This window comes from Pantoea sp. EABMAA-21, assembly GCF_030053335.1.
Classification (GTDB): Bacteria; Pseudomonadota; Gammaproteobacteria; order Enterobacterales; family Enterobacteriaceae; genus Pantoea; species Pantoea communis.
Genome location: NZ_JASGBX010000009.1, coordinates 78107 through 97208 on the forward strand (window position 1 = coordinate 78107; position 19102 = coordinate 97208).

The 19102-nt window shown below is 55.5% G+C and carries 15 protein-coding genes and 1 riboswitch; of the genes, 5 read left to right on the forward strand and 10 right to left on the reverse strand.

The features are described from left to right. Window positions 1–131: 131 nt before the first annotated feature. Window positions 132–2492 carry a DNA polymerase II gene (gene polB, locus QMZ65_RS14535; protein ID WP_097118325.1) on the reverse strand — a complete coding sequence of 787 codons (2361 nt, stop codon included), beginning with the start codon at window positions 2490–2492 and terminating at the stop codon, window positions 132–134. A 166-nt stretch (window positions 2493–2658) separates the two neighbouring features. Here polB and QMZ65_RS14540 point away from each other — a divergent pair, with 166 nt between their 5' ends. Beyond that, on the forward strand, window positions 2659–3423 hold the full coding sequence (locus QMZ65_RS14540) for a DedA family protein (RefSeq protein ID WP_097118326.1): 765 nt from the start codon (window positions 2659–2661) through the stop codon (window positions 3421–3423). On the opposite strand, the gene thiQ is transcribed toward QMZ65_RS14540, so the two are convergent. From thiQ to sgrR, 4 genes are all read right to left on the reverse strand, one after another. Continuing rightward, complete coding sequence (thiQ, locus tag QMZ65_RS14545; protein ID WP_160833556.1) at window positions 3420–4121, reverse strand: thiamine ABC transporter ATP-binding protein ThiQ; 702 nt, start codon at window positions 4119–4121, stop codon at window positions 3420–3422. The genes QMZ65_RS14540 and thiQ overlap by 4 nt on opposite strands. Next, complete coding sequence (gene thiP / locus QMZ65_RS14550) at window positions 4105–5691, reverse strand: thiamine/thiamine pyrophosphate ABC transporter permease ThiP (protein ID WP_160833555.1); 1587 nt, start codon at window positions 5689–5691, stop codon at window positions 4105–4107. The genes thiQ and thiP overlap by 17 nt, the downstream gene beginning before the upstream one ends. Next, window positions 5691–6677 carry a thiamine ABC transporter substrate binding subunit gene (gene thiB / locus QMZ65_RS14555; protein ID WP_097118329.1) on the reverse strand — a complete coding sequence of 329 codons (987 nt, stop codon included), beginning with the start codon at window positions 6675–6677 and terminating at the stop codon, window positions 5691–5693. Before thiB ends, thiP begins: the two co-directional genes overlap by 1 nt. 47 nt (window positions 6678–6724) lie before the next feature. Then, window positions 6725–6819: riboswitch (TPP riboswitch) on the reverse strand. A 35-nt stretch (window positions 6820–6854) separates the two neighbouring features. Then, window positions 6855–8516, reverse strand: coding sequence for an HTH-type transcriptional regulator SgrR (gene sgrR / locus QMZ65_RS14560; protein WP_211729144.1), 1662 nt, complete (start codon window positions 8514–8516; stop codon window positions 6855–6857). 253 nt (window positions 8517–8769) lie between these two features. Here sgrR and QMZ65_RS14565 point away from each other — a divergent pair, with 253 nt between their 5' ends. Next, window positions 8770–9951: an MFS transporter gene (locus QMZ65_RS14565; protein ID WP_211729143.1), complete on the forward strand. Its 1182-nt coding sequence runs from the start codon at window positions 8770–8772 to the stop codon at window positions 9949–9951. 83 nt (window positions 9952–10034) lie between these two features. On the opposite strand, the gene leuD is transcribed toward QMZ65_RS14565, so the two are convergent. The 5 genes from leuD to leuL all read right to left on the reverse strand — a co-directional run bounded on the left by leuD (window position 10035) and on the right by leuL (window position 14893). After that, window positions 10035–10640, reverse strand: a complete 606-nt coding sequence (gene leuD, locus QMZ65_RS14570; RefSeq protein WP_038649091.1) for a 3-isopropylmalate dehydratase small subunit — start codon at window positions 10638–10640, stop codon at window positions 10035–10037. 3 nt (window positions 10641–10643) lie between these two features. Beyond that, window positions 10644–12050, reverse strand: a complete 1407-nt coding sequence (gene leuC, locus QMZ65_RS14575) for a 3-isopropylmalate dehydratase large subunit (protein ID WP_034826009.1) — start codon at window positions 12048–12050, stop codon at window positions 10644–10646. Between the two features lie 4 nt (window positions 12051–12054). Beyond that, window positions 12055–13146, reverse strand: a complete 1092-nt coding sequence (gene leuB, locus QMZ65_RS14580) for a 3-isopropylmalate dehydrogenase (protein WP_097118333.1) — start codon at window positions 13144–13146, stop codon at window positions 12055–12057. A gap of 2 nt (window positions 13147–13148) precedes the next feature. Beyond that, window positions 13149–14711, reverse strand: coding sequence for a 2-isopropylmalate synthase (leuA, locus tag QMZ65_RS14585; RefSeq protein ID WP_034826001.1), 1563 nt, complete (start codon window positions 14709–14711; stop codon window positions 13149–13151). A 98-nt stretch (window positions 14712–14809) separates the two neighbouring features. Beyond that, window positions 14810–14893, reverse strand: coding sequence for a leu operon leader peptide (gene leuL / locus QMZ65_RS25360; protein WP_101749442.1), 84 nt, complete (start codon window positions 14891–14893; stop codon window positions 14810–14812). A 733-nt stretch (window positions 14894–15626) separates the two neighbouring features. Between leuL and ilvI the strand changes: the two genes are divergently transcribed. The 3 genes from ilvI to cra all read left to right on the forward strand — a co-directional run bounded on the left by ilvI (window position 15627) and on the right by cra (window position 19054). Beyond that, window positions 15627–17351: an acetolactate synthase 3 large subunit gene (gene ilvI / locus QMZ65_RS14590; protein WP_034825999.1), complete on the forward strand. Its 1725-nt coding sequence runs from the start codon at window positions 15627–15629 to the stop codon at window positions 17349–17351. Between the two features lie 2 nt (window positions 17352–17353). Beyond that, on the forward strand, window positions 17354–17845 hold the full coding sequence (gene ilvN / locus QMZ65_RS14595) for an acetolactate synthase small subunit (protein ID WP_034825997.1): 492 nt from the start codon (window positions 17354–17356) through the stop codon (window positions 17843–17845). Window positions 17846–18043: 198 nt separating this feature from the next. Beyond that, window positions 18044–19054: a catabolite repressor/activator gene (gene cra, locus QMZ65_RS14600; RefSeq protein ID WP_097118335.1), complete on the forward strand. Its 1011-nt coding sequence runs from the start codon at window positions 18044–18046 to the stop codon at window positions 19052–19054. Window positions 19055–19102: the final 48 nt, after the last annotated feature.

Here is a 19102-nt window from a genome sequence, read left to right on the forward strand (position 1 = left end):
GACATGCCATAAAGAAGTTCACCTGCTCTCAGGCAATACATCACCGCCAAACGAGAGTTTGGTCAGAGTGTCTATGCGGTGAGAAACAGGAAGGGCGCTATGGTACTGGATGGCAGGGCATTCGTCACCTGTCAAAAAAGCCCCAGCTGCCCGGTGATAAGTGTAGCAAAGTCATCGCCGACGAAGGGTAAAATGCCATCTGCCACCGGTTGTAACTGTTTGGTGACATAGTGATCATAGTCGAGCGGCGTGGTGCGCGCTTCCAGCGGTTCCGGGCCAGCGGTCGCCATCACATAGCGAATGTACCCGCCATTTTGATGCTGTAATGGACGCTGTAATTTCCGATTTTGCTCATCGGCGAGGCGAGCCGCGCGTACATGGGGTGGCACGTTTTTTTCATAATCTTTTAACGGGCGGCGCAGGCGCTTTTTGTAGACCAGTAATTCATCCAGTTCGCCCGCCAGCAACTGCGCCACGGTCTCACGGATATAATCCTGCCATGGCTCACCACGGAAAATTCGGCCATACAGATTTTGCTGGAACTGCTGCGCCAGCGGTGTCCAGTCGGTGCGCACTGACTCCAGCCCTTTAAACACCAGCCGTTCTGTTCCGTCGCTGCGAATCATGCCGGCGTAGCGCTTTTTACTGCCTTGTTCAGCACCGCGAATGGTGGGCATCAGGAAGCGACTGAAATGGGTTTCGTACTCTAATTCCAGTGCGCTCTCCAGCCCGTAAGTCTGCTGCAGATGTTGCTGCCACCACGCATTGACCTGTTTAGCCAGACGATGACCAATGGCGGCGGCCTCCGCCTCGCTATGCGCGCCTTTGAGCCAGACAAAGGTGGAGTCGGTGTCGCCATAAATCACATCAAACCCTTCGGCTTCAATCAGCTCGCGTGTTTGCTGCATGATGGCGTGGCCACGCAGGGTAATAGAAGACGCAAGGCGTGGATCAAAGAAGCGACAGGCGCTGGTGCCAAGCACGCCGTAAAAGGCATTCATGATGATTTTCAGCGCCTGTGACAAAGGCTGATTGCCGTTGCGTTTAGCCGCTTCACGCCCTTGCCAAATCTGCTCCACAATCGCTGGCAGGCAATGGGTTTGGCGTGAGAAGCGCGCATGGCGAAACCCGGGCACGGAATCGGCATCGTCTGGATGCGCCAGCCCCTCCACCAAACCGACGGGATCGATCAGAAAGGTGCGAATAATGGAGGGATAAAGGCTTTTGTAATCGAGCACCAGCACCGAGTCGTACAGGCCGGGCCGTGAGTCCATCACATAACCGCCGGGGCTTGCTTCGGGTGCCACTTCACCAAGGTTAGGTGCCACGAATCCTGCGCGATGCATACGCGGAATATAAAGATGACCAAACGCCGCCACCGAACCGCCGTGACGATCGACCGCCAGGCCATTGACCGTGGCGCGTTCCAGCAGGAACGGCATGATGGCAGTGTGCTGGAAAATACGCGTCACCAGTTCGCAATCTTTCAGGTTGTACTTCGCCAGCGCGGGTTTGTCATGGGCAAAACGCCAGTTGATCTCCTCCATGCGCTGCCACGGGTTGTCGATGTCTTTTCCTTCGCCGAGGAGCTGGCGTGACACCGCCTCAAGACTGAAAGAGGGAAAGTCCCAGAATGCGGATTTCAGCGCTTCAATACCATCAATCACCAACCGCCCGGTGGCTTGTGCGAAGAAGACGCCAGGCTTAAAGCCGTGCTCGCGCCACTCCAGCGCCTGATTTTGGCGTCCTAAGCGCAGCGGAATGCCATAACGATCGGCGTGTTTTTGCAGGACGCGCAGATCGAACTGCACTACGCTCCAGCCGATGATCACGTCAGGGTCGTGGCGGGCGAACCAGCCATTGAGCTGTTCCAGCAGCTGCGGGCGGTTATCCACATAGATGAGATCGAAATCGAGGGTGCTGGCGTCGCCATTGGGCGGACCCAGCATGTAAACCTGGCGCTGACCGCAGCCCTCCAGCCCGATGCAATACAGCTCACCGTGTTCCGTGGTTTCGATATCCAGCGAAACCCATCTTAGCTGCGGGCGGTAATCTGGATGCGGTTTCAGGCGAGCATTGACCACGCTATCGCCGCGCACCTCGCCGCTGAACCACACCGGCGCAGTGATGAAACGCTCCATCAAATAGCGCTCTGGCGGGCGGATATCGGCCTCATACAGCGCGATGCCATTTTCTCGCAGTCGCTTTTCCAGGTATTGCAACTGGCGATGGCTGCGGCAATAGAGACCAAAGACCGGACGACGGCGGAAATCTTTCAGCTCGAGTGATTGCACACGAATATGCCGCTCGTCACGGATCAACGCTTCGGTTTGCTGGCGGAACTCTTCTGGAATGAAAGCCACGGACTCTTGTGCCGGTAGCACCAGCCGCTGTGGACCCTCATCAGTCGCCAGCCACAGCACCACTTCGCTGCCGGTTGGGGTATCTCGCCAGTGGCGGGTAAGCAAAAAACCTGCGCGTGGTTCGGTCACGTGAACTCCGGGAAATGAATTGCCTGAAGTATACCATGGATGTTTATACAGTGCCTGTGTGTGGCGACATTGTCAGTACTCTGTCAACATCGTCCTACAATTCTTGCCTTGACGGTTTGGCGCTGGCTCCGGACAATCCAGCCTCTATATTCCGCAGAGGATAGTTATGGAAGCCTGGATTGAACATCTGTTTTCGCAATCGCTGGAGTACGCGCTGATGGCCGTGGCGCTGGTGACCTTCCTTGAGTCACTGGCGTTCGTGGGATTGCTGTTGCCAGGAACCGTATTAATGGCCAGCCTTGGGGCGCTGGTGGGCAGCGGACAGATTGGCCTTTATCCTGCCTGGGCGGCGGGTTTTGCCGGTTGCCTGATTGGTGATTGGGTCTCGTATGGCATCGGCTGGAAGTTTCAGGGGCCATTACACCGCTGGAAATATCTGAAAAAGTATCAGGGCCTGCTGAATAAAACTGAGCACGCGCTGCATGAACACAGCATGTTTACCATTCTGGTGGGGCGCTTCGTCGGCCCGACGCGTCCGTTGATTCCACTGGCGGCGGGCATGCTGGAGCTGCCGGTGCGCAAGTTCCTGCCACCTAATCTGATTGGCTGTATTCTCTGGCCGCCGGCTTATCTGATGCCGGGTATCCTCGCCGGTGTGGCGATTGATGTGCCGCAGGCCTCGCAAGGCGGCCATTTTAAGTGGCTGCTGTTGCTGGTGGCTTTGCTGGTGTGGATGGGATTCTGGCTGATGTGGCGCTGGTGGCGCAGTGGCAAAACCACTGATTGGGCGACGAAATATCTGCCGCAGGCGCGTTTGCGCTGGCTGGCACCGCTGGCGGCGGCTATCGGCGTGGCGGCATTTATCGCCATTCAGTATCACCCGATGATGCCTATCTTCCGCCAGCTATTGTGGAAGGTGTTCTTCGCTTAAGGCTTTTTCACGCCAAGGATGGTAGCCGCTTCACTCTCTCCACTGATCAAGCTCGCCGTGCTGCCATCCCAGTAAATCCGCCCATCGACCACCACCAGACTGCGCGGCGCAATTTGCTGGGCGTCTTCCAGGCTGTGCGACACCATCAGCAGCGTGATATTGCGGCTTTCACACACCGTACGCACCAGTTGCAGCATCTCACCGCGAAGCGCCGGATCGAGCGCAGAGAAGGGCTCATCGAGCAGCAGGATCGGCCGATCGCGCAGCAGGCAGCGCGCTAAGGCCACGCGCTGGCGTTGACCGCCGGAAAGCTCAGCTGGCAAGCGGTTCAGCATCTCGGCTAATCCGGTCTGCTCAGCGATGGCGGCCAGCTGTTGCTGCTGTTCCCACGTCAGTTTCAAGCCTGGATGCAAGCCTAATCCCATATTTTGCTGCACCGTCAGATGCGGGAAGAGGTTGTTCTCCTGAAACAGCATCGACACCGGCCGCGCCGACGGCACGCTGCGCGTATGATCGACGCCATTCATTATCAGGGTTCCCTGACTCACTGGCAGAAACCCGCCGATCAAGCTGAGCAAGGTGCTTTTGCCTGCGCCGCTGGGGCCGAGGATCGCCAGACGTTCCCCCGCCTGGGCTTCAAAACGGAAGCGCATTGGCAGATGCTGGTAAAGGTAAGTGAGATTATTCAGTGTCAGCATGACGACCCGGCAGTTTTTCCATCAGAGTAAAGAGCAACAGGCACAGTAATAACAGTAGCAGTGCGGTTACGGCACCGTCTGCGCCGCGGTAAGCGCCAATTTGCTGGAACAGATAGAACGGCAGCGTACGGAAATCGGCGCTGCCAAACAGGGCCACCACGCCGAAATCACCAATCGACAGCACGCAGGCAAACGCCAGCGCTTGTGCAATGGGCCGCTTCAGCGCGCGCAGTTCAATCAGTTTCAGGCGATTAATACCAGCAATGCCCAGTGATGCGCAGAGCGGGGTGTAGCGAGCGCTGATATCGCGCATCGGGTTCTCCAGTACCTTCATCGCATAGGGGATGGCAATCAGCGCATTGGTGAAAATCACTAAGCCATCGGCGCGCTGCGGCAGGCCGATGGTGGCGTTGAACAGCAGGAAAAAGCCGCTGGCCAGCACGATGCCGGGCATCGCCAGGATCAGCATACCGCTTAGCTCCATTGCCTGTGCCGCAACGTTGCGCTGACGCTGACGCAGCTCGCGACTGCTCCATAGCAACATGATGGTCAGCACCACGCACAGCAATCCGGCGCCGATGGCGATGCGCAGTGAGGTGAAGGTCGCTTGCCATAACGCGGGCTGTTGCAGGGCACCTGCAACACCCCCGCGCAAGCCATCAACGATCACCGCAGCGAGCGGCGGCAGCAACAGCAGTAGCGCACAGACAATCAGTAGCGTGTCGCCGATCCGGGCATGCCAGCAATCCTGCGGATCACGCCAGCCGCGAATATTTTGGCTGCCGGTAGGGATGGCCTTACTGAAGCGTTGGCTGAGCAGCACCAGCAGCAAACAGCACCCGAGTTGCAACAGTGCCAGTAGCGCCGCACGGCTGGGATCGTAATCAAAACTCAGCGCCTGGTAGATGGCCAGTTCCAGCGTGGTGGCACGCGGTCCTCCGCCTAATGCCAGTACCGTGGCAAAGCTGGCGAAGCACAGCATAAAAATCAGGGCTGCGGTGGGCAGAATCTGGCGCCGCAGCCATGGCCATTCGACTAAACGAAACAGATTCCAGCCGCGCATACCAAGTTGGGCGGCTAACTGACGCTGCTCGCCGGGAATACTTTCCAGCGCCTGTAACAGCATGCGGGTGGCGAGGGGCAGATTGAAGAACACATGTGCCAGTAAAATGCCCTGCAAGCCATAGGGCGAGAAGGTGTAATCAATGCCAGGCAGGCTACAGAGGTGCGCCAGCCAGCCGTTGCGACCGTAAACACTGAGCAAACCAAATACGGCCACTAAAACCGGCAATACCAGCGTCATGGCACACAGGCGCAGCAGCAGATTACGTCCCGGAAAGCGGCGACGATACAACGCACGTGCCAGCAGAATCGACGGCAGCACCGAGAGCAGGGCAGATAAAAGCGCCTGCTCAAACGAGAAGGCCAGGACGTGGTGCAGATAATTGTCTGACAGCAGGGCGCGCCAGTCAGTGACCGGCGCCGCCATCACTAAGGCGCCAAACGCCAGCAGTGCCACTGCGCACAATAGCAGCGCAACGGCACTTCCAGGAATTAACCAGGCTGGCATTAACGGCTAACGGCTTGTTGCCAGGTACGAATCCAGTCCGCGCGATGATCGGCCACTTCGGCTGAGCTGTATTGCAGCGCATTCGCCGGCACGGTCAGAGACTGATAACCGGCAGGCAGATCGCTTTTGATCACCGGATACATCCAGTTGCCAGTCGGAATGGTCTGCTGGAAGGCTGGCGATACCATAAATTGCATAAACTGCTGCGCCAGTTTGGGCTGTTTGCTGCTAGCGAGCTGTGCAGCCACTTCCACTTGCAGATAATGGCCTTCGCTAAACGGCGCAGCGGCGTAGTTATCTTTCTTCTCTTCGATGATGTGATATGCCGGAGAGGTGGTGTAACTCAGCACCAGATCGCCTTCGCCTTTCAGGAACAGGCCATAGGCTTCGCTCCAGCCCTTAGTGACGGTGACCGTTTTCTGTGCCAGCTTCTGCCAGGCGTCAGGTGCTTTATCGCCATACACTTTTTGCATCCACAGCAGCAGGCCTAATCCCGGTGTGCTGGTGCGTGGATCTTCATAGATCACACGCCACTTTTCCGGGCTTTCGACCAGTTCTTTCAGGCTTTTCGGTGGGTTCTTCAGCTTGTTTTTATCGTAGACGAAGGCGAAGTAGCCGTAATCGAACGGAACGAAGGTGTCGTTATGCCAGCTATCAGGCAGTTGCAATTGACTGGTGTCGACGGTGCTTTTTGCGAACAGGCCGGTTTTTTCGGCGGCTTGCACGAGGTTGTTATCGAGGCCCAGCACCACATCGGCTTTGCTGTTTTTGCCCTCCATCCGCACGCGGTTGAGCAGCGACACGCCATCTTCCAGCGCCACATAGTTCAGTTCGCAGCCGCACTCGGCTTCAAAGGCTTTTTTAACGGCAGGGCCGGGGCCCCAATCTGCAGAGAACGAGTCGTAGGTGTAAACGGTAAGAACAGGCTTGACAGCCAACGCCGGGGCAGAGATCAACAGCAACACGGGCAAGACTTTGTTTAACACTTTGCGCTCCTTGAGGAGAAGATAAAGTTGAGTCGCAAAGGATCTGAGTTAGCGGGCATCTCAAATCCCTACGCCGGTATGAGCCGGATCAGGTTCGACGGGTTTCTCTCAGCCCAATACCAGGGCACCCCGTTGAGAACGGCTTATTTTAGACACTTCTGTGACAGCGCGAAAGTGTCACAGCTCCGGTGGTGCAAACCAGGCCGATTTGAAGTCAAACCAGCCGAGCGTATTGAGCCGCACACCGCGCATACTGCGCTGGCCTTCCAGCAGTAACCAGTGATGGAAGAGCGGATGAACAAAGTCGCTGTTCACCAACTGCTTACTCCAATCGGCTAAGGATAAGTTTTTTTGCCGCCACTGCTCCGCATCGGCATGCCAGTTAATCGGGACGCAGTGGTGCATTAGCGGCAGCTCGTAGAGTTGGGCAAACAGCGCGTACTCCAGTGGCAGCGTGAAGTTCACACTGCCGAGCCAGATGTCACTCTCTCCTTCACCTTCGAACCACTCTTCGTAGCTCAGCTCGCGCGTGATCAGCTCAACGCCCTGTTCAGCCAGCAGCGGGCGCAGGGCGTTAGCAATCCCTTCATGCTCAACATGATGGCTGTACCAGCTGATGGTCAGTTGCGTGAGTCCATCGGGCTTTTCGGCTGGGGTGAGATCGCGGCGATGATGCCAGCGCGGTAAGAAACCGTATGCAGGGAACCAGTAGCGCTGATAGCCCACACCCGCATGGTTGAGCAGGGCAATCGGGTTAAGCAGATAGCTCACCCAGCGTCGAAAATGGGCATCCTTACCACGCTCTGAGCGCTGGTCGAACAGCAGGAAATAGCAACCTTCTTCCAGACGGCTCTCTTCGGATTTCTCATCGGCGGTTTCCCCCTGCAGCTTAACGCCGGCATACACCAGCTCGTCGCTGATTTCCGGCAGCACCCAAATCGACACGTCATCAATCAGCGCGCGATAGCCAAAATAGTCATCAAAGGCGGCGATTTTCAGCTGCGTCTGCTGGTTGCGTACCACGCTGTAAGGACCGGTGCCGATGGGTTGACGGGCAAAATGGCGCAACGTCGGCCATTCGCGCGGCAGGATCATCGCGCTGACGCTGGCCAGCAGCCAAGGCAACCAGCTATCGGGCTGTGACAGATGAATATCCAGCGTCCAGGGCGCGGGAGAGTGCAGTTTGTCGATATGCGAGAATAGCGGCTGACTGCGTACACGTTCCAGTGAAGCGATGATGTCTTCCATCTCCAGTTCACGTCCGTGATGGAAGCGAATCGCGGGTCGTAAAAAGAAGCGCCAGTGGAGTGGGGAGGTTTGTTGCCAGTGATGGGCGATATCCGCTTCGATTTCCCCCTTTTCCTCATTTATTCGCGTCAGGCCGTTAAAGATTTGTCGCGCCAGATGGGTTTCCGAACGACGCAGCGGCGAGCCCGGCAGCAGATTGGGCAGCGGACGGTAATAGAGCACGCGCAGGATGTGCTTGCCCTGGCGGAAACTGCGCCCGAGATGCGCCGCAATCATCTGCCGCACCTGATTCTTATCGCCCACCAGTTGCACCAACTGCTCTATGCGGTCCTGCTCCAGTAGATCTTCGGCGCGCTGCTGCTGGAGTGCCAGGCCGGTGTAATTGAAGCTCAGGGTCGAACGCTTACCGCGCCCGGCTTCTGCCTGCCAAATCAGCCAGCCCGCATCCTGCATGGCATTCAGCAGGTTACGCATATGGCGCCGCGAGCAGTGCAGTCGTTCAGCCAGATCGCTTAAGGTAGTTTCCTGATCCAGCCCCTGGCAGCTTTGCCACAGGCGGATGAACTGCTGTTGCAGTCGCGCAGAGGACATAAAAGGGGAACTCCTTCTCAGAATCGCTCAGTTTTTCCTGCCCCATATTATAGGCATACTGCCAGGCAATGGAAGAGCGGGAGGCATTCAGCAATGAATGGCGCTCTGCCAGCGGTTCCACCGACGTGGAGCCTTTTCTGAGTAGGGTGCATTTCACCGCCAGCAGCGTTTTCTCTGCTGGCTTTTTTCGTTTTGCTGTGAAATCTTCTACCCTCTTTGTCTTAGCCTCATTTCTCCGCAAAGGGATTTCTGCATGAAATCGCTGTTAACGCGCCAGCGTCGTATCAATCCGGTTTATCTCTCTTTTATGGCGGTGTCGTTTATGACCGGTGTCGCCGGTGCGTTGCAGGCACCCACGCTGAGTCTGTTTTTGACGCGCGAAGTGCAGGTGCGACCGTTTTGGGTCGGGCTATTTTTTACCATCAACGCGATTGCCGGGATTGTGATTAGCCTGCTAATGGCGAAGCGCTCGGACAATCGCGGCGATCGTCGCAATCTGATCCTGTTTTGCTGCCTGATGGCGGTACTGAATGCGCTGCTATTCGCCTTTAATCGTCAGTACCTGACGTTGATCAGTGTGGGCGTGTTGCTGTCAGCGCTGGCCAGCGTGGCGATTCCGCAGATCTTTGCGCTGGCACGCGAGTATGCGGATCAGTCGGCGCGTGAAGTGGTGATGTTCAGCTCGGTGATGCGTGCGCAACTGTCGCTGGCATGGGTGATTGGCCCGCCGCTGTCGTTCGCCTTAGCGCTTAACTATGGCTTCGTGACGCTGTTCTGCGTGGCGGCGGCGATTTTCCTGCTCAGTATGCTGCTGATTTGGCGCACTCTGCCTTCAGTGCCGCGCGTGGCCGCGACGCCAGAGCAGGTGCTGACCCAGCTCAGTCCGTGGAAAGATAGCCAGGTGCGAGTGCTGTTTATCGCCTCGGTGGTGATGTGGGCGTGCAACACCATGTATATCATCGATATGCCGCTGTATATCAGCTCCACGTTGGGGCTGCCGGAAAAACTGGCGGGCTTACTAATGGGGACGGCCGCAGGATTGGAAATTCCCATCATGCTGCTGGCTGGACACTACGCCAAGCGCTTTGGTAAGCGCAAGTTGGTGCTGTTAGCGCTGGTGGCGGCGATCCTGTTCTATCTCGGACTGGTGTTGTTCCAGTCGCGCATGGCATTGATGGTGCTTCAGCTGTTCAACGCGGCGTTTATCGGCATCGTCGCGGGAATTGGCATGCTGTGGTTTCAGGATTTGATGCCGGGACGCGCGGGCGCAGCGACCACGATGTTTACCACCTCGATATCGACCGGTCTGATTATCGCGGGATTGATACAGGGCACGCTGAGCGAGCGCTTTGGCCATGAATCGGTGTACTGGCTGGCATTAGCGATGGCGGTGGTGGCGTTGGGGCTGGCGTCGCGCGTGCGTGATGCCCAATAAATAAAAAGTCGCCCGCAAAGGCGACTTTATAAACATCCAGTGCGTCTCTATTCGGTGCGCATTCAAACGCACCGAATAGGGCATTAACGCAGGAATGCTGGCTGAGTGGTCTCGTAGTTGGAGATGGACGCTTCGTGTTGCAGCGTTAAACCAATGCTGTCGAGGCCATTGATCATGCAGTGACGGCGGAAGCTGTCGATTTCAAAGCTGTAAGACTTATCACCCGCCGTGACGGTCTGGGCTTCCAGATCCACGGTAAAGGTCACGCCTGGCTGCGCGGCCACCAGTTTGAACATCTCATCCACTTCTTCATCGCTCAACTTCACCGGCAGCAGCTGGTTGTTAAAGCTGTTGCCATAGAAAATATCCGCGAAGCTGGGTGCAATCACCACGTGGAAACCGAAATCGGTCAGGGCCCATGGGGCGTGCTCACGTGATGAGCCGCAGCCAAAGTTTTCACGCGCCAGCAAGATGCTGGTGCCTTTAAATTCCGGCTTGTTCAGCACGAAACCTGGGGTAGGCACGGTGCCCGCATCATCTTCGAAGCGCCAGTCGTGGAACAGGTGCGCGCCAAAACCGGTGCGCGTCACTTTCTGCAGGAACTGTTTTGGAATGATGGCATCGGTATCGACGTTCGCCGCATCCAGTGGCGCCACAATTCCGGTGTGTTGGGTAAATTTGTTCGCCATGGCTTAAGCTCCCTGAGTCAATTCACGAATGTCGGCAAAACGACCGGTTACTGCCGCCGCTGCAGCCATCGCCGGGCTCACTAAGTGAGTGCGACCGCCACGGCCCTGACGACCTTCAAAGTTACGGTTACTGGTGGAGGCACAACGCTCGCCTGGGTTCAGACGGTCATTGTTCATCGCCAGACACATGGAGCAACCCGGCAGACGCCATTCAAAACCGGCTTCGAGGAAAATCTTATCCAGACCTTCTGCTTCGGCTTGCGCCTTCACTGGGCCTGAGCCAGGGACGACCATGGCAACAACGCCAGGTGCGACTTTGCGGCCTTTAGCGATGGCTGCCGCAGCGCGCAAATCTTCAATTCGTGAGTTGGTGCAAGAGCCGATAAAGACTTTGTCGATAGCGACTTCAGTCAGTTTAATACCCGGCTGCAAATCCATGTAAGCCAACGCTTTCTCGGCAGAAGCACGCTCAACCGGATCGGCAAAGGATTGCGGGTTGGGGATCGCCTGATCCACCGCCATCACCTGGCCTGGGTTGGTGCCCCAGGTGACCTGCGGCGCGATATCGGCCGCGTTCAGGGTGACAATGGTGTCGAATTTGGCATCGCTGTCGGACTTCATCGTACGCCAGTAAGCGACGGCTTCATCCCACTGCTCGCCCTTCGGTGCGAACTGCTTGTCTTTCAGGTAAGCGAAAGTGGTGTCATCCGGCGCGACCAGGCCCGCTTTGGCACCCATCTCAATCGCCATGTTGCACAACGTCATACGGCCTTCCATGCTCAGCGCTTCAATCGCCGGGCCACAGAACTCCACCACGTGACCAGTACCGCCGGCGCTGCCGGTTTTACCAATAATCGCCAACACGATATCTTTCGCCGTAATGCCCGGCGCCGCTTCGCCCAGCACTTCAATTTTCATGGTTTTTGCACGGCCCTGTTTCAGGGTCTGCGTGGCAAACACATGCTCAACTTCGGAGGTGCCGATACCGAATGCCAGCGAACCGAATGCGCCGTGGGTCGCGGTGTGGGAATCGCCGCAGACGATGGTCATGCCTGGCAGCGTCATCCCTTGTTCAGGCCCGATCACGTGCACGATACCCTGGAACGGGTGATTCAGGTCATACAGCTGAATGCCGAACTCAGCACAGTTCTTGATCAGCTCTTGCATCTGAATACGCGCCATCTCACCCGACGCGTTAATGTCTTTGGTCTGGGTAGAAACGTTGTGGTCCATGGTGGCGAACGTCTTCGACGGCTGGCGCACTTTGCGGCCGTGAGCGCGCAGGCCATCGAAGGCCTGCGGTGACGTCACTTCATGGATCAGATGGCGATCGATGTACAGTAACGGGGTTTCGTTTGGTGCTTCGTGGACGACATGTGCATCAAATAACTTCTGGTATAAGCTTTTCATTTTATTATTTTTCCTCAGCGATGAAACCGGCAATGATGCTGCCCATTTCATCTGTGCTCACAGCTGGGCCGTTACCGGCTAAATCGCGGGTACGATGGCCCGCTTCCAGCGCACGGCTGACCGCACGCTCGATACTGTCTGCAGCTTCAGCGGCATTCAGGCTGAAGCGCAACAGCAGAGACAACGAGAGAATCTGAGCAATTGGGTTGGCAATGTTCTGACCGGCGATATCGGGCGCAGAACCGCCCGCAGGCTCATACAGACCGAAACCTTCTTCATTCATGCTGGCAGAAGGCAGCATGCCCATGGAACCGGTGATCATCGCGCATTCGTCTGACAGGATGTCACCGAACAGGTTAGAACAGAGCAGCACGTCAAACTGTGATGGATCTTTAATCAACTGCATGGTGGCATTATCGATGTACATGTGGCTCAACTGCACATCCGGGTAATCTTTTGCCACTTCATTAACGATTTCACGCCACATCACTGAGGTCTGCAGCACGTTGGCTTTATCCACTGACGTCACTTTGTTACGACGCTTGCGTGCGGCTTCAAAGGCGTTGCGTGCAATACGCTCGATCTCGAAACGGTGATACACCTCGGTATCAAATGCACGCTCATGTGGACCGCTACCTTCGCGCCCTTTCGGCTGACCAAAGTAGATGCCGCCGGTTAATTCACGCACGCACAGGATGTCGAAACCGCGTGCGGCGATGTCGCTGCGCAGTGGGCAAAACGCTTCCAGGCCTTTATATAAGGAAGCGGGGCGCAGGTTGCTGAACAACTTGAAGTGCTTACGCAGTGGCAACAGTGCACCACGCTCAGGCTGGCCCGCTGGCGGCAGGTGTTCCCATTTTGGACCACCGACAGAGCCGAACAGAATCGCATTCGCTTGCTCTGCACCGGCAACGGTGGCAGGCGGCAGCGGTTCACCGTGACGATCGATGGCGATACCGCCAACATCATATTCGCTGGTGGTGATACGCATGTCGAAGCGCCCGCGAATGGCGTCGAGAACCTTGATAGCCTGCGCCATCACTTCCGGGCCGATTCCGTCGCCTGGCATTACCGCAATATGATAAGACTGAGTCATAGTTACACCGTTTCCTTCTGATCTTTAAATTTACGCTGCAATTCTTTTTCTACCTGTTTGGCGCGCCAGATGTTGTTCAGGGCGTTCACCATCGCTTTAGCAGAAGATTCGACGATATCGGTCGCCAGGCCAACGCCATGGAATTTACGACCGTTGTAGTTCACCACGATATCAACCTGGCCCAGCGCGTTCTCGCCGTGGCCTTTCGCGGTCAACTTGTAGTTCACCAATTCTGCTTCAAAGCCGGTGATGCGGTTGATGGCCTGATATACGGCATCCACCGGGCCGTTACCGGTCGCGGCATCGGCTTTGGTCTCTTCGCCACAGCCCAACTGCACCGACGCGGTGGCAGTGACGCTGGAACCGGTCTGTACATTAAATTCGTTCAGCTGGAAATATTCTGGCTCTTCATTCTGTTTGTTGATGAACGCCAGCGCTTCCAAATCGTAATCAAATACCTGGCCTTTCTTGTCGGCCAGCTTCAGGAAGGCATCGTACAGAGCATCGACGTTGTAGTCGGAATCTTTGTAACCCATCTCTTCCATGCGATGTTTCACCGCAGCACGGCCTGAACGTGAAGTCAGGTTCAACTGAATTTTGTGTAAGCCGATCGATTCTGGCGTCAGGATTTCGTAGTTTTCGCGGTTCTTCAACACGCCATCCTGGTGAATACCAGAGGAGTGAGCAAACGCACCCGTACCCACAATCGCTTTGTTGGCTGGAATCGGCATGTTGCAGATTTGGCTGATCAACTGGCTGGTGCGGTAGATTTCCTGATGATGGATATTGGTGTGCAGGTTCATGATCTGCTGGCGGGTTTTAATCGCCATAATCACTTCTTCCAGCGCACAGTTACCGGCACGTTCGCCCAGGCCATTGATGGTGCCTTCAACCTGACGCGCACCTGCTAACACTGCTGCTACGGCATTGCCGGTTGCCATGCCCAAATCATCATGGGTGTGAACAGACAAGATAGCTTTATCGATGTTCGGTACGCGTTCGCGCAACTGGCTGAAGATGTTAGCGTACTCGTGCGGCAAGGTGTAACCAACCGTATCCGGGATGTTGATGGTGGTCGCGCCGGCGTTGATCGCGGCTTCCACTACGCGGCACAGATCGTCGATCGGCGTACGGCCACCGTCTTCGCAAGAGAACTCAACGTCATCGGTGTAGTTGCGCGCACGTTTAATCGAGGCTACTGCGCGGTCAATCACATCTGGCAAGGTACTGCGCAATTTGGTGGCGATATGCATTGGCGAAGTGGCGAGGAAAGTATGAATGCGGAATGCTTCAGCCACACGCAAAGCCTCGTAGGCGGCATCAATATCCTTATCCACGCAGCGGGCCAGGGCAGCAACGCGGCTGTTTTTCACCGAGCGCGCGATGGTCTGCACCGATTCGAAATCGCCTGGCGAAGAGATAGGGAAACCGACTTCCATTACATCCACGCCCATACGCTCCAGCGCCAGGGCGATCTGCAGTTTTTCTTTAACACTCAGGCTGGCCTGTAATGCCTGCTCGCCGTCGCGCAGAGTGGTATCGAAAATAATAACTTGCTGGCTCATGGTCATCTTCCTTTTGCTTTAACTCAACTTCGCCGGTGTAACGAGCATAAAAAAACCCGCGCATCGGCGCGGGTTCTTTAAACTTCTTCAGGTTCGAATCAGTGATTGATTCCACCCACAAGTCTACCGCGCAAACTGAATGCGTTTAGTAGTAGACCGAGTAGGCGGAAAGAATGGAACATGAATCAAACCTCGTAAATTTTGTGCTGCACATATTGATACTGGGATTACTGTGGGAAGTCAACCCTAAGTGAAAGGGTATTTCTTTTGTCCTTTAAGGGCGATCTGCTGCGAATATCCCGCTATACAGAGCTTTGGCATTAATTAGCTGCATGCATAATGGCTTAAACAGCCTAAAAAATTTTTTATAAAAACGAATTAATTTTAAGTTGTTGAATTTAATGTATTTAATCTGAGTTTTGGCACAATTTTAAAAACAAGATTTGGCGGGTAGCTTAGCACAATGTCATGCAAGAAGCGGATTTTGAAGTTAATCACGCCAGAAAGTAATATTCAGGAAAAATTGTGGGCTAACCGGCCAGGCAATATGAAAATCATATTTCTTAGAACACGCTGCAAATAATCATGAAACCAGCATTTTCATCTGTGGTTGTGGGATGGCATTAGTTTAATCCTCGCGAGCGATTATCACGTGTCAGTGCCTTTTGTGCCGAAATAAGCCTGTCGCAGCCTCCTGTCGTTTGCAGGCCGGGTTTTCTGCGGTTATGGTAATCGACCTACTCTTAAAAGAATCAACTCAAGTAGATTCCCTGTACCTGGAAGGCAGAAATGAATTCTGTCATCTGAGCATAAACATAAGGTTTTGATCTTAACTGGCGAATACGGGGCTGGGTGCCAGTGGCGCAGGGGCAATGCGCGTCACGGGATCCGGTTCCTCAAGCCTGGAGGCAGAAAATGGAGATGTTGTCAGGAGCCGAAATGGTCGTCCGTTCGTTAATCGATCAGGGCGTTAAGCAGGTATTCGGCTATCCGGGCGGAGCAGTGCTCGACATTTACGATGCGCTGCAAACGGTCGGTGGTATTGACCACGTATTAGTGCGTCACGAGCAAGGCGCTGTGCATATGGCAGATGGTCTGGCACGCGCGACCGGCGAAGTCGGCGTGGTGCTGGTCACCTCAGGTCCAGGCGCCACCAATGCCATTACCGGTATTGCGACGGCCTATATGGATTCGATTCCGATGGTGATTCTGTCGGGTCAGGTGCCGTCTTCACTGATCGGCTACGATGCGTTCCAGGAGTGCGACATGGTCGGGATTTCCCGTCCGGTGGTCAAACACAGCTTCCTGGTGAAAAACGCCGAAGAGATCCCAACCGTGCTGAAAAAAGCCTTCTGGCTGGCAGCAAGCGGCCGCCCAGGCCCGGTGGTGATCGACCTGCCAAAAGACATTCTTAACCCAGCGAACAAACTGCCGTACGTCTATCCTGAGTCGGTCAGCATGCGCTCTTATAACCCGACGATTCAGGGGCATAAAGGACAGATTAAGCGTGCACTGCAAACGCTACTGGCCGCGCATAAGCCGGTGATTTATGCCGGTGGCGGTGCGATTATGTCCGGCTGTGAGGCGGAGCTGCTGCAGTTAGCTGAACAGCTGAATATTCCGGTCACCATGTCACTGATGGGCCTCGGCGTGTTCCCTGGCACGCATCGCCAGAGTGTAGGCATGCTGGGTATGCACGGTACTTACGAAGCCAATATGACCATGCACAATGCCGATTTGATTTTCGGCATTGGTGTGCGCTTCGATGACCGTACTACCAACAACCTGGCGAAATATTGCCCGAACGCCACCATCATGCATATCGACGTCGATCCGACCTCGATTTCCAAGACCGTCAGCGCCGATATCCCGATTGTCGGTGATGCGAAGCAGACGTTGTCGCAGATGCTGGAACTGCTGGCGCAAAGCGATGCGAAGCAAGAGCTGGATAGCCTGCGCGACTGGTGGCAGACCATTGATGGCTGGCGTAGCCGTAAGTGCCTTGAATTTGATCGCACCAGCGACAAGATCAAACCGCAGGCGGTGATCGAAACCATCTGGCGTCTGACTAAGGGGGATGCGTACGTTACCTCTGATGTCGGCCAGCATCAGATGTTCGCCGCGCTCTATTATCAGTTTGATAAGCCGCGTCGCTGGATCAACTCCGGTGGCCTTGGCACCATGGGCTTCGGCTTACCGGCTGCGCTGGGGGTGAAAATGGCGCTGCCGGATGAAACCGTCATCTGCGTGACCGGTGATGGCAGTATTCAGATGAACATCCAGGAACTGTCGACGGCACTGCAGTACGATTTACCGGTGCTGGTGCTGAACCTCAACAACGGTTTCCTCGGTATGGTGAAACAGTGGCAGGATATGATTTATTCCGGCCGCCACTCGCAATCCTACATGCAATCTCTGCCTGACTTTGTGCGTTTAGCCGAAGCCTACGGACACGTGGGTATTTCCATCGCGCACCCCGCTGAGCTGGAAGAGAAGCTGCAGCTGGCATTGGATACCCTGGCGAAAGGGCGTCTGGTGTTTGTTGATGTGAATATCGACGGCAGCGAGCACGTTTACCCGATGCAGATTCGCGGCGGTTCGATGGATGAGATGTGGCTGAGCAAAACGGAGAGGACTTAATTATGCGTCGTGTGTTATCGGTACTGCTGGAAAATGAATCCGGCGCATTGTCTCGCGTGGTGGGCTTGTTCTCACAGCGCGGCTACAACATCGAAAGTCTGACCGTTGCGCCGACCGATGATCCAACGCTGTCACGCATGACCATTCAGACGGTCGGCGATGAAAAAGTACTGGAGCAGATTGAGAAGCAACTGCACAAGCTGGTGGACGTGTTACGTGTCAGCGAGCTGGGGCAGGGTGCTTACGTTGAACGTGAAATCATGCTGGTGAAGATTCAGGCAAGCGGGTATGGCCGTGAAGAAGTGAAGCGCAGCGCGGAAATTTTCCGTGGCCAGATTATCGATGTGACGCCAACGCTGTACACGGTTCAGCTGGCAGGCACCAGCGATAAACTCGACGCCTTCCTCAACACGGTACGCGATGTTGCTGAGATCGTTGAAGTGGCGCGATCAGGGATTGTGGGCGTGTCACGTGGCGATCGTGTGATGCGTTAATTCCGCAGAGTTATCATCCTGCTTCCAAGCTAACCCGGCGTAATGCCGGGTTTTTTTTATTTAATGCGCTTGTGAGTGCTGCCCGATAAAAGCGGTTGCTCAGCGTAGTGTTCTGCGGTTAGATGTTACAAATGTTTTACCCATAGCTACTCTGCGGACATTTGCCCAGCCCTGGCTTATCAGAATTAAGGTGTCATCGTGAAACTGGATGAAATTGCGCGCCTGGCGGGCGTGTCGCGCACCACGGCCAGCTACGTTATCAATGGCAAAGCGCGGCAGTATCGTGTCAGCGACAAAACCGTCGAAAAAGTGATGGCGGTGGTGCGTGAACATAATTATCACCCCAATGCTGTTGCGGCAGGCCTGCGCGCCGGACGTACGCGTTCAATTGGTCTGGTGATCCCGGATCTTGAGAACACCAGTTACACGCGCATTGCCAATTATCTGGAGCGCCAGGCACGCCAACGTGGCTATCAGCTGCTGATTGCCTGCTCGGAAGATCAGCCTGACAATGAGATGCGCTGTATTGAACATCTGCTGCAGCGCCAGGTGGATGCGATCATCGTTTCGACCTCGTTGCCGCCAGAACACCCGTTTTATCAGCGCTGGATCAACGATCCGCTGCCGATTATCGCGCTGGACCGTGCGCTGGATCGTGAACACTTCACCAGTGTGGTCGGTGCCGATCAGGACGATGCGCATGCGCTGGCGGCTGAATTGCGTCAGCTTCCGGTGAAAAATGTGCTGTTCCTTGGGGCCTTGCCTGAGCTTTCAGTCAGTTTCCTGCGTGAAATGGGCTTTCGCGATGCGTGGAAAGACGATGAACGCACGGTGGATTACCTCTACTGCAACAGCTTTGATCGCACTGCGGCTGCCACACTATTCGAGAAATATCTCGAAGATCATCCGATGCCGGATGCGTTGTTTACCACCTCATTCGGTCTGCTTCAGGGCGTGATGGACATTACCCTAAAGCGGGATGGCCGCCTGCCCACTGACCTGGCTATCGCCACCTTTGGCGACCACGAATTACTGGACTTTTTAGAGTGCCCGGTACTGGCGGTGGGGCAGCGACATCGCGATGTCGCCGAGCGCGTGCTGGAATTAGTTTTGGCCTCGCTGGATGAACCGCGCAAACCGAAGCCGGGATTAACCCGTATTCGCCGCAATTTATTCCGCCGTGGTCAGTTAAGTCGCCGCACTAAATGAAATCGCGGACAGATCGCTGCCCGCACTTATTAATCATCCAGATATTTT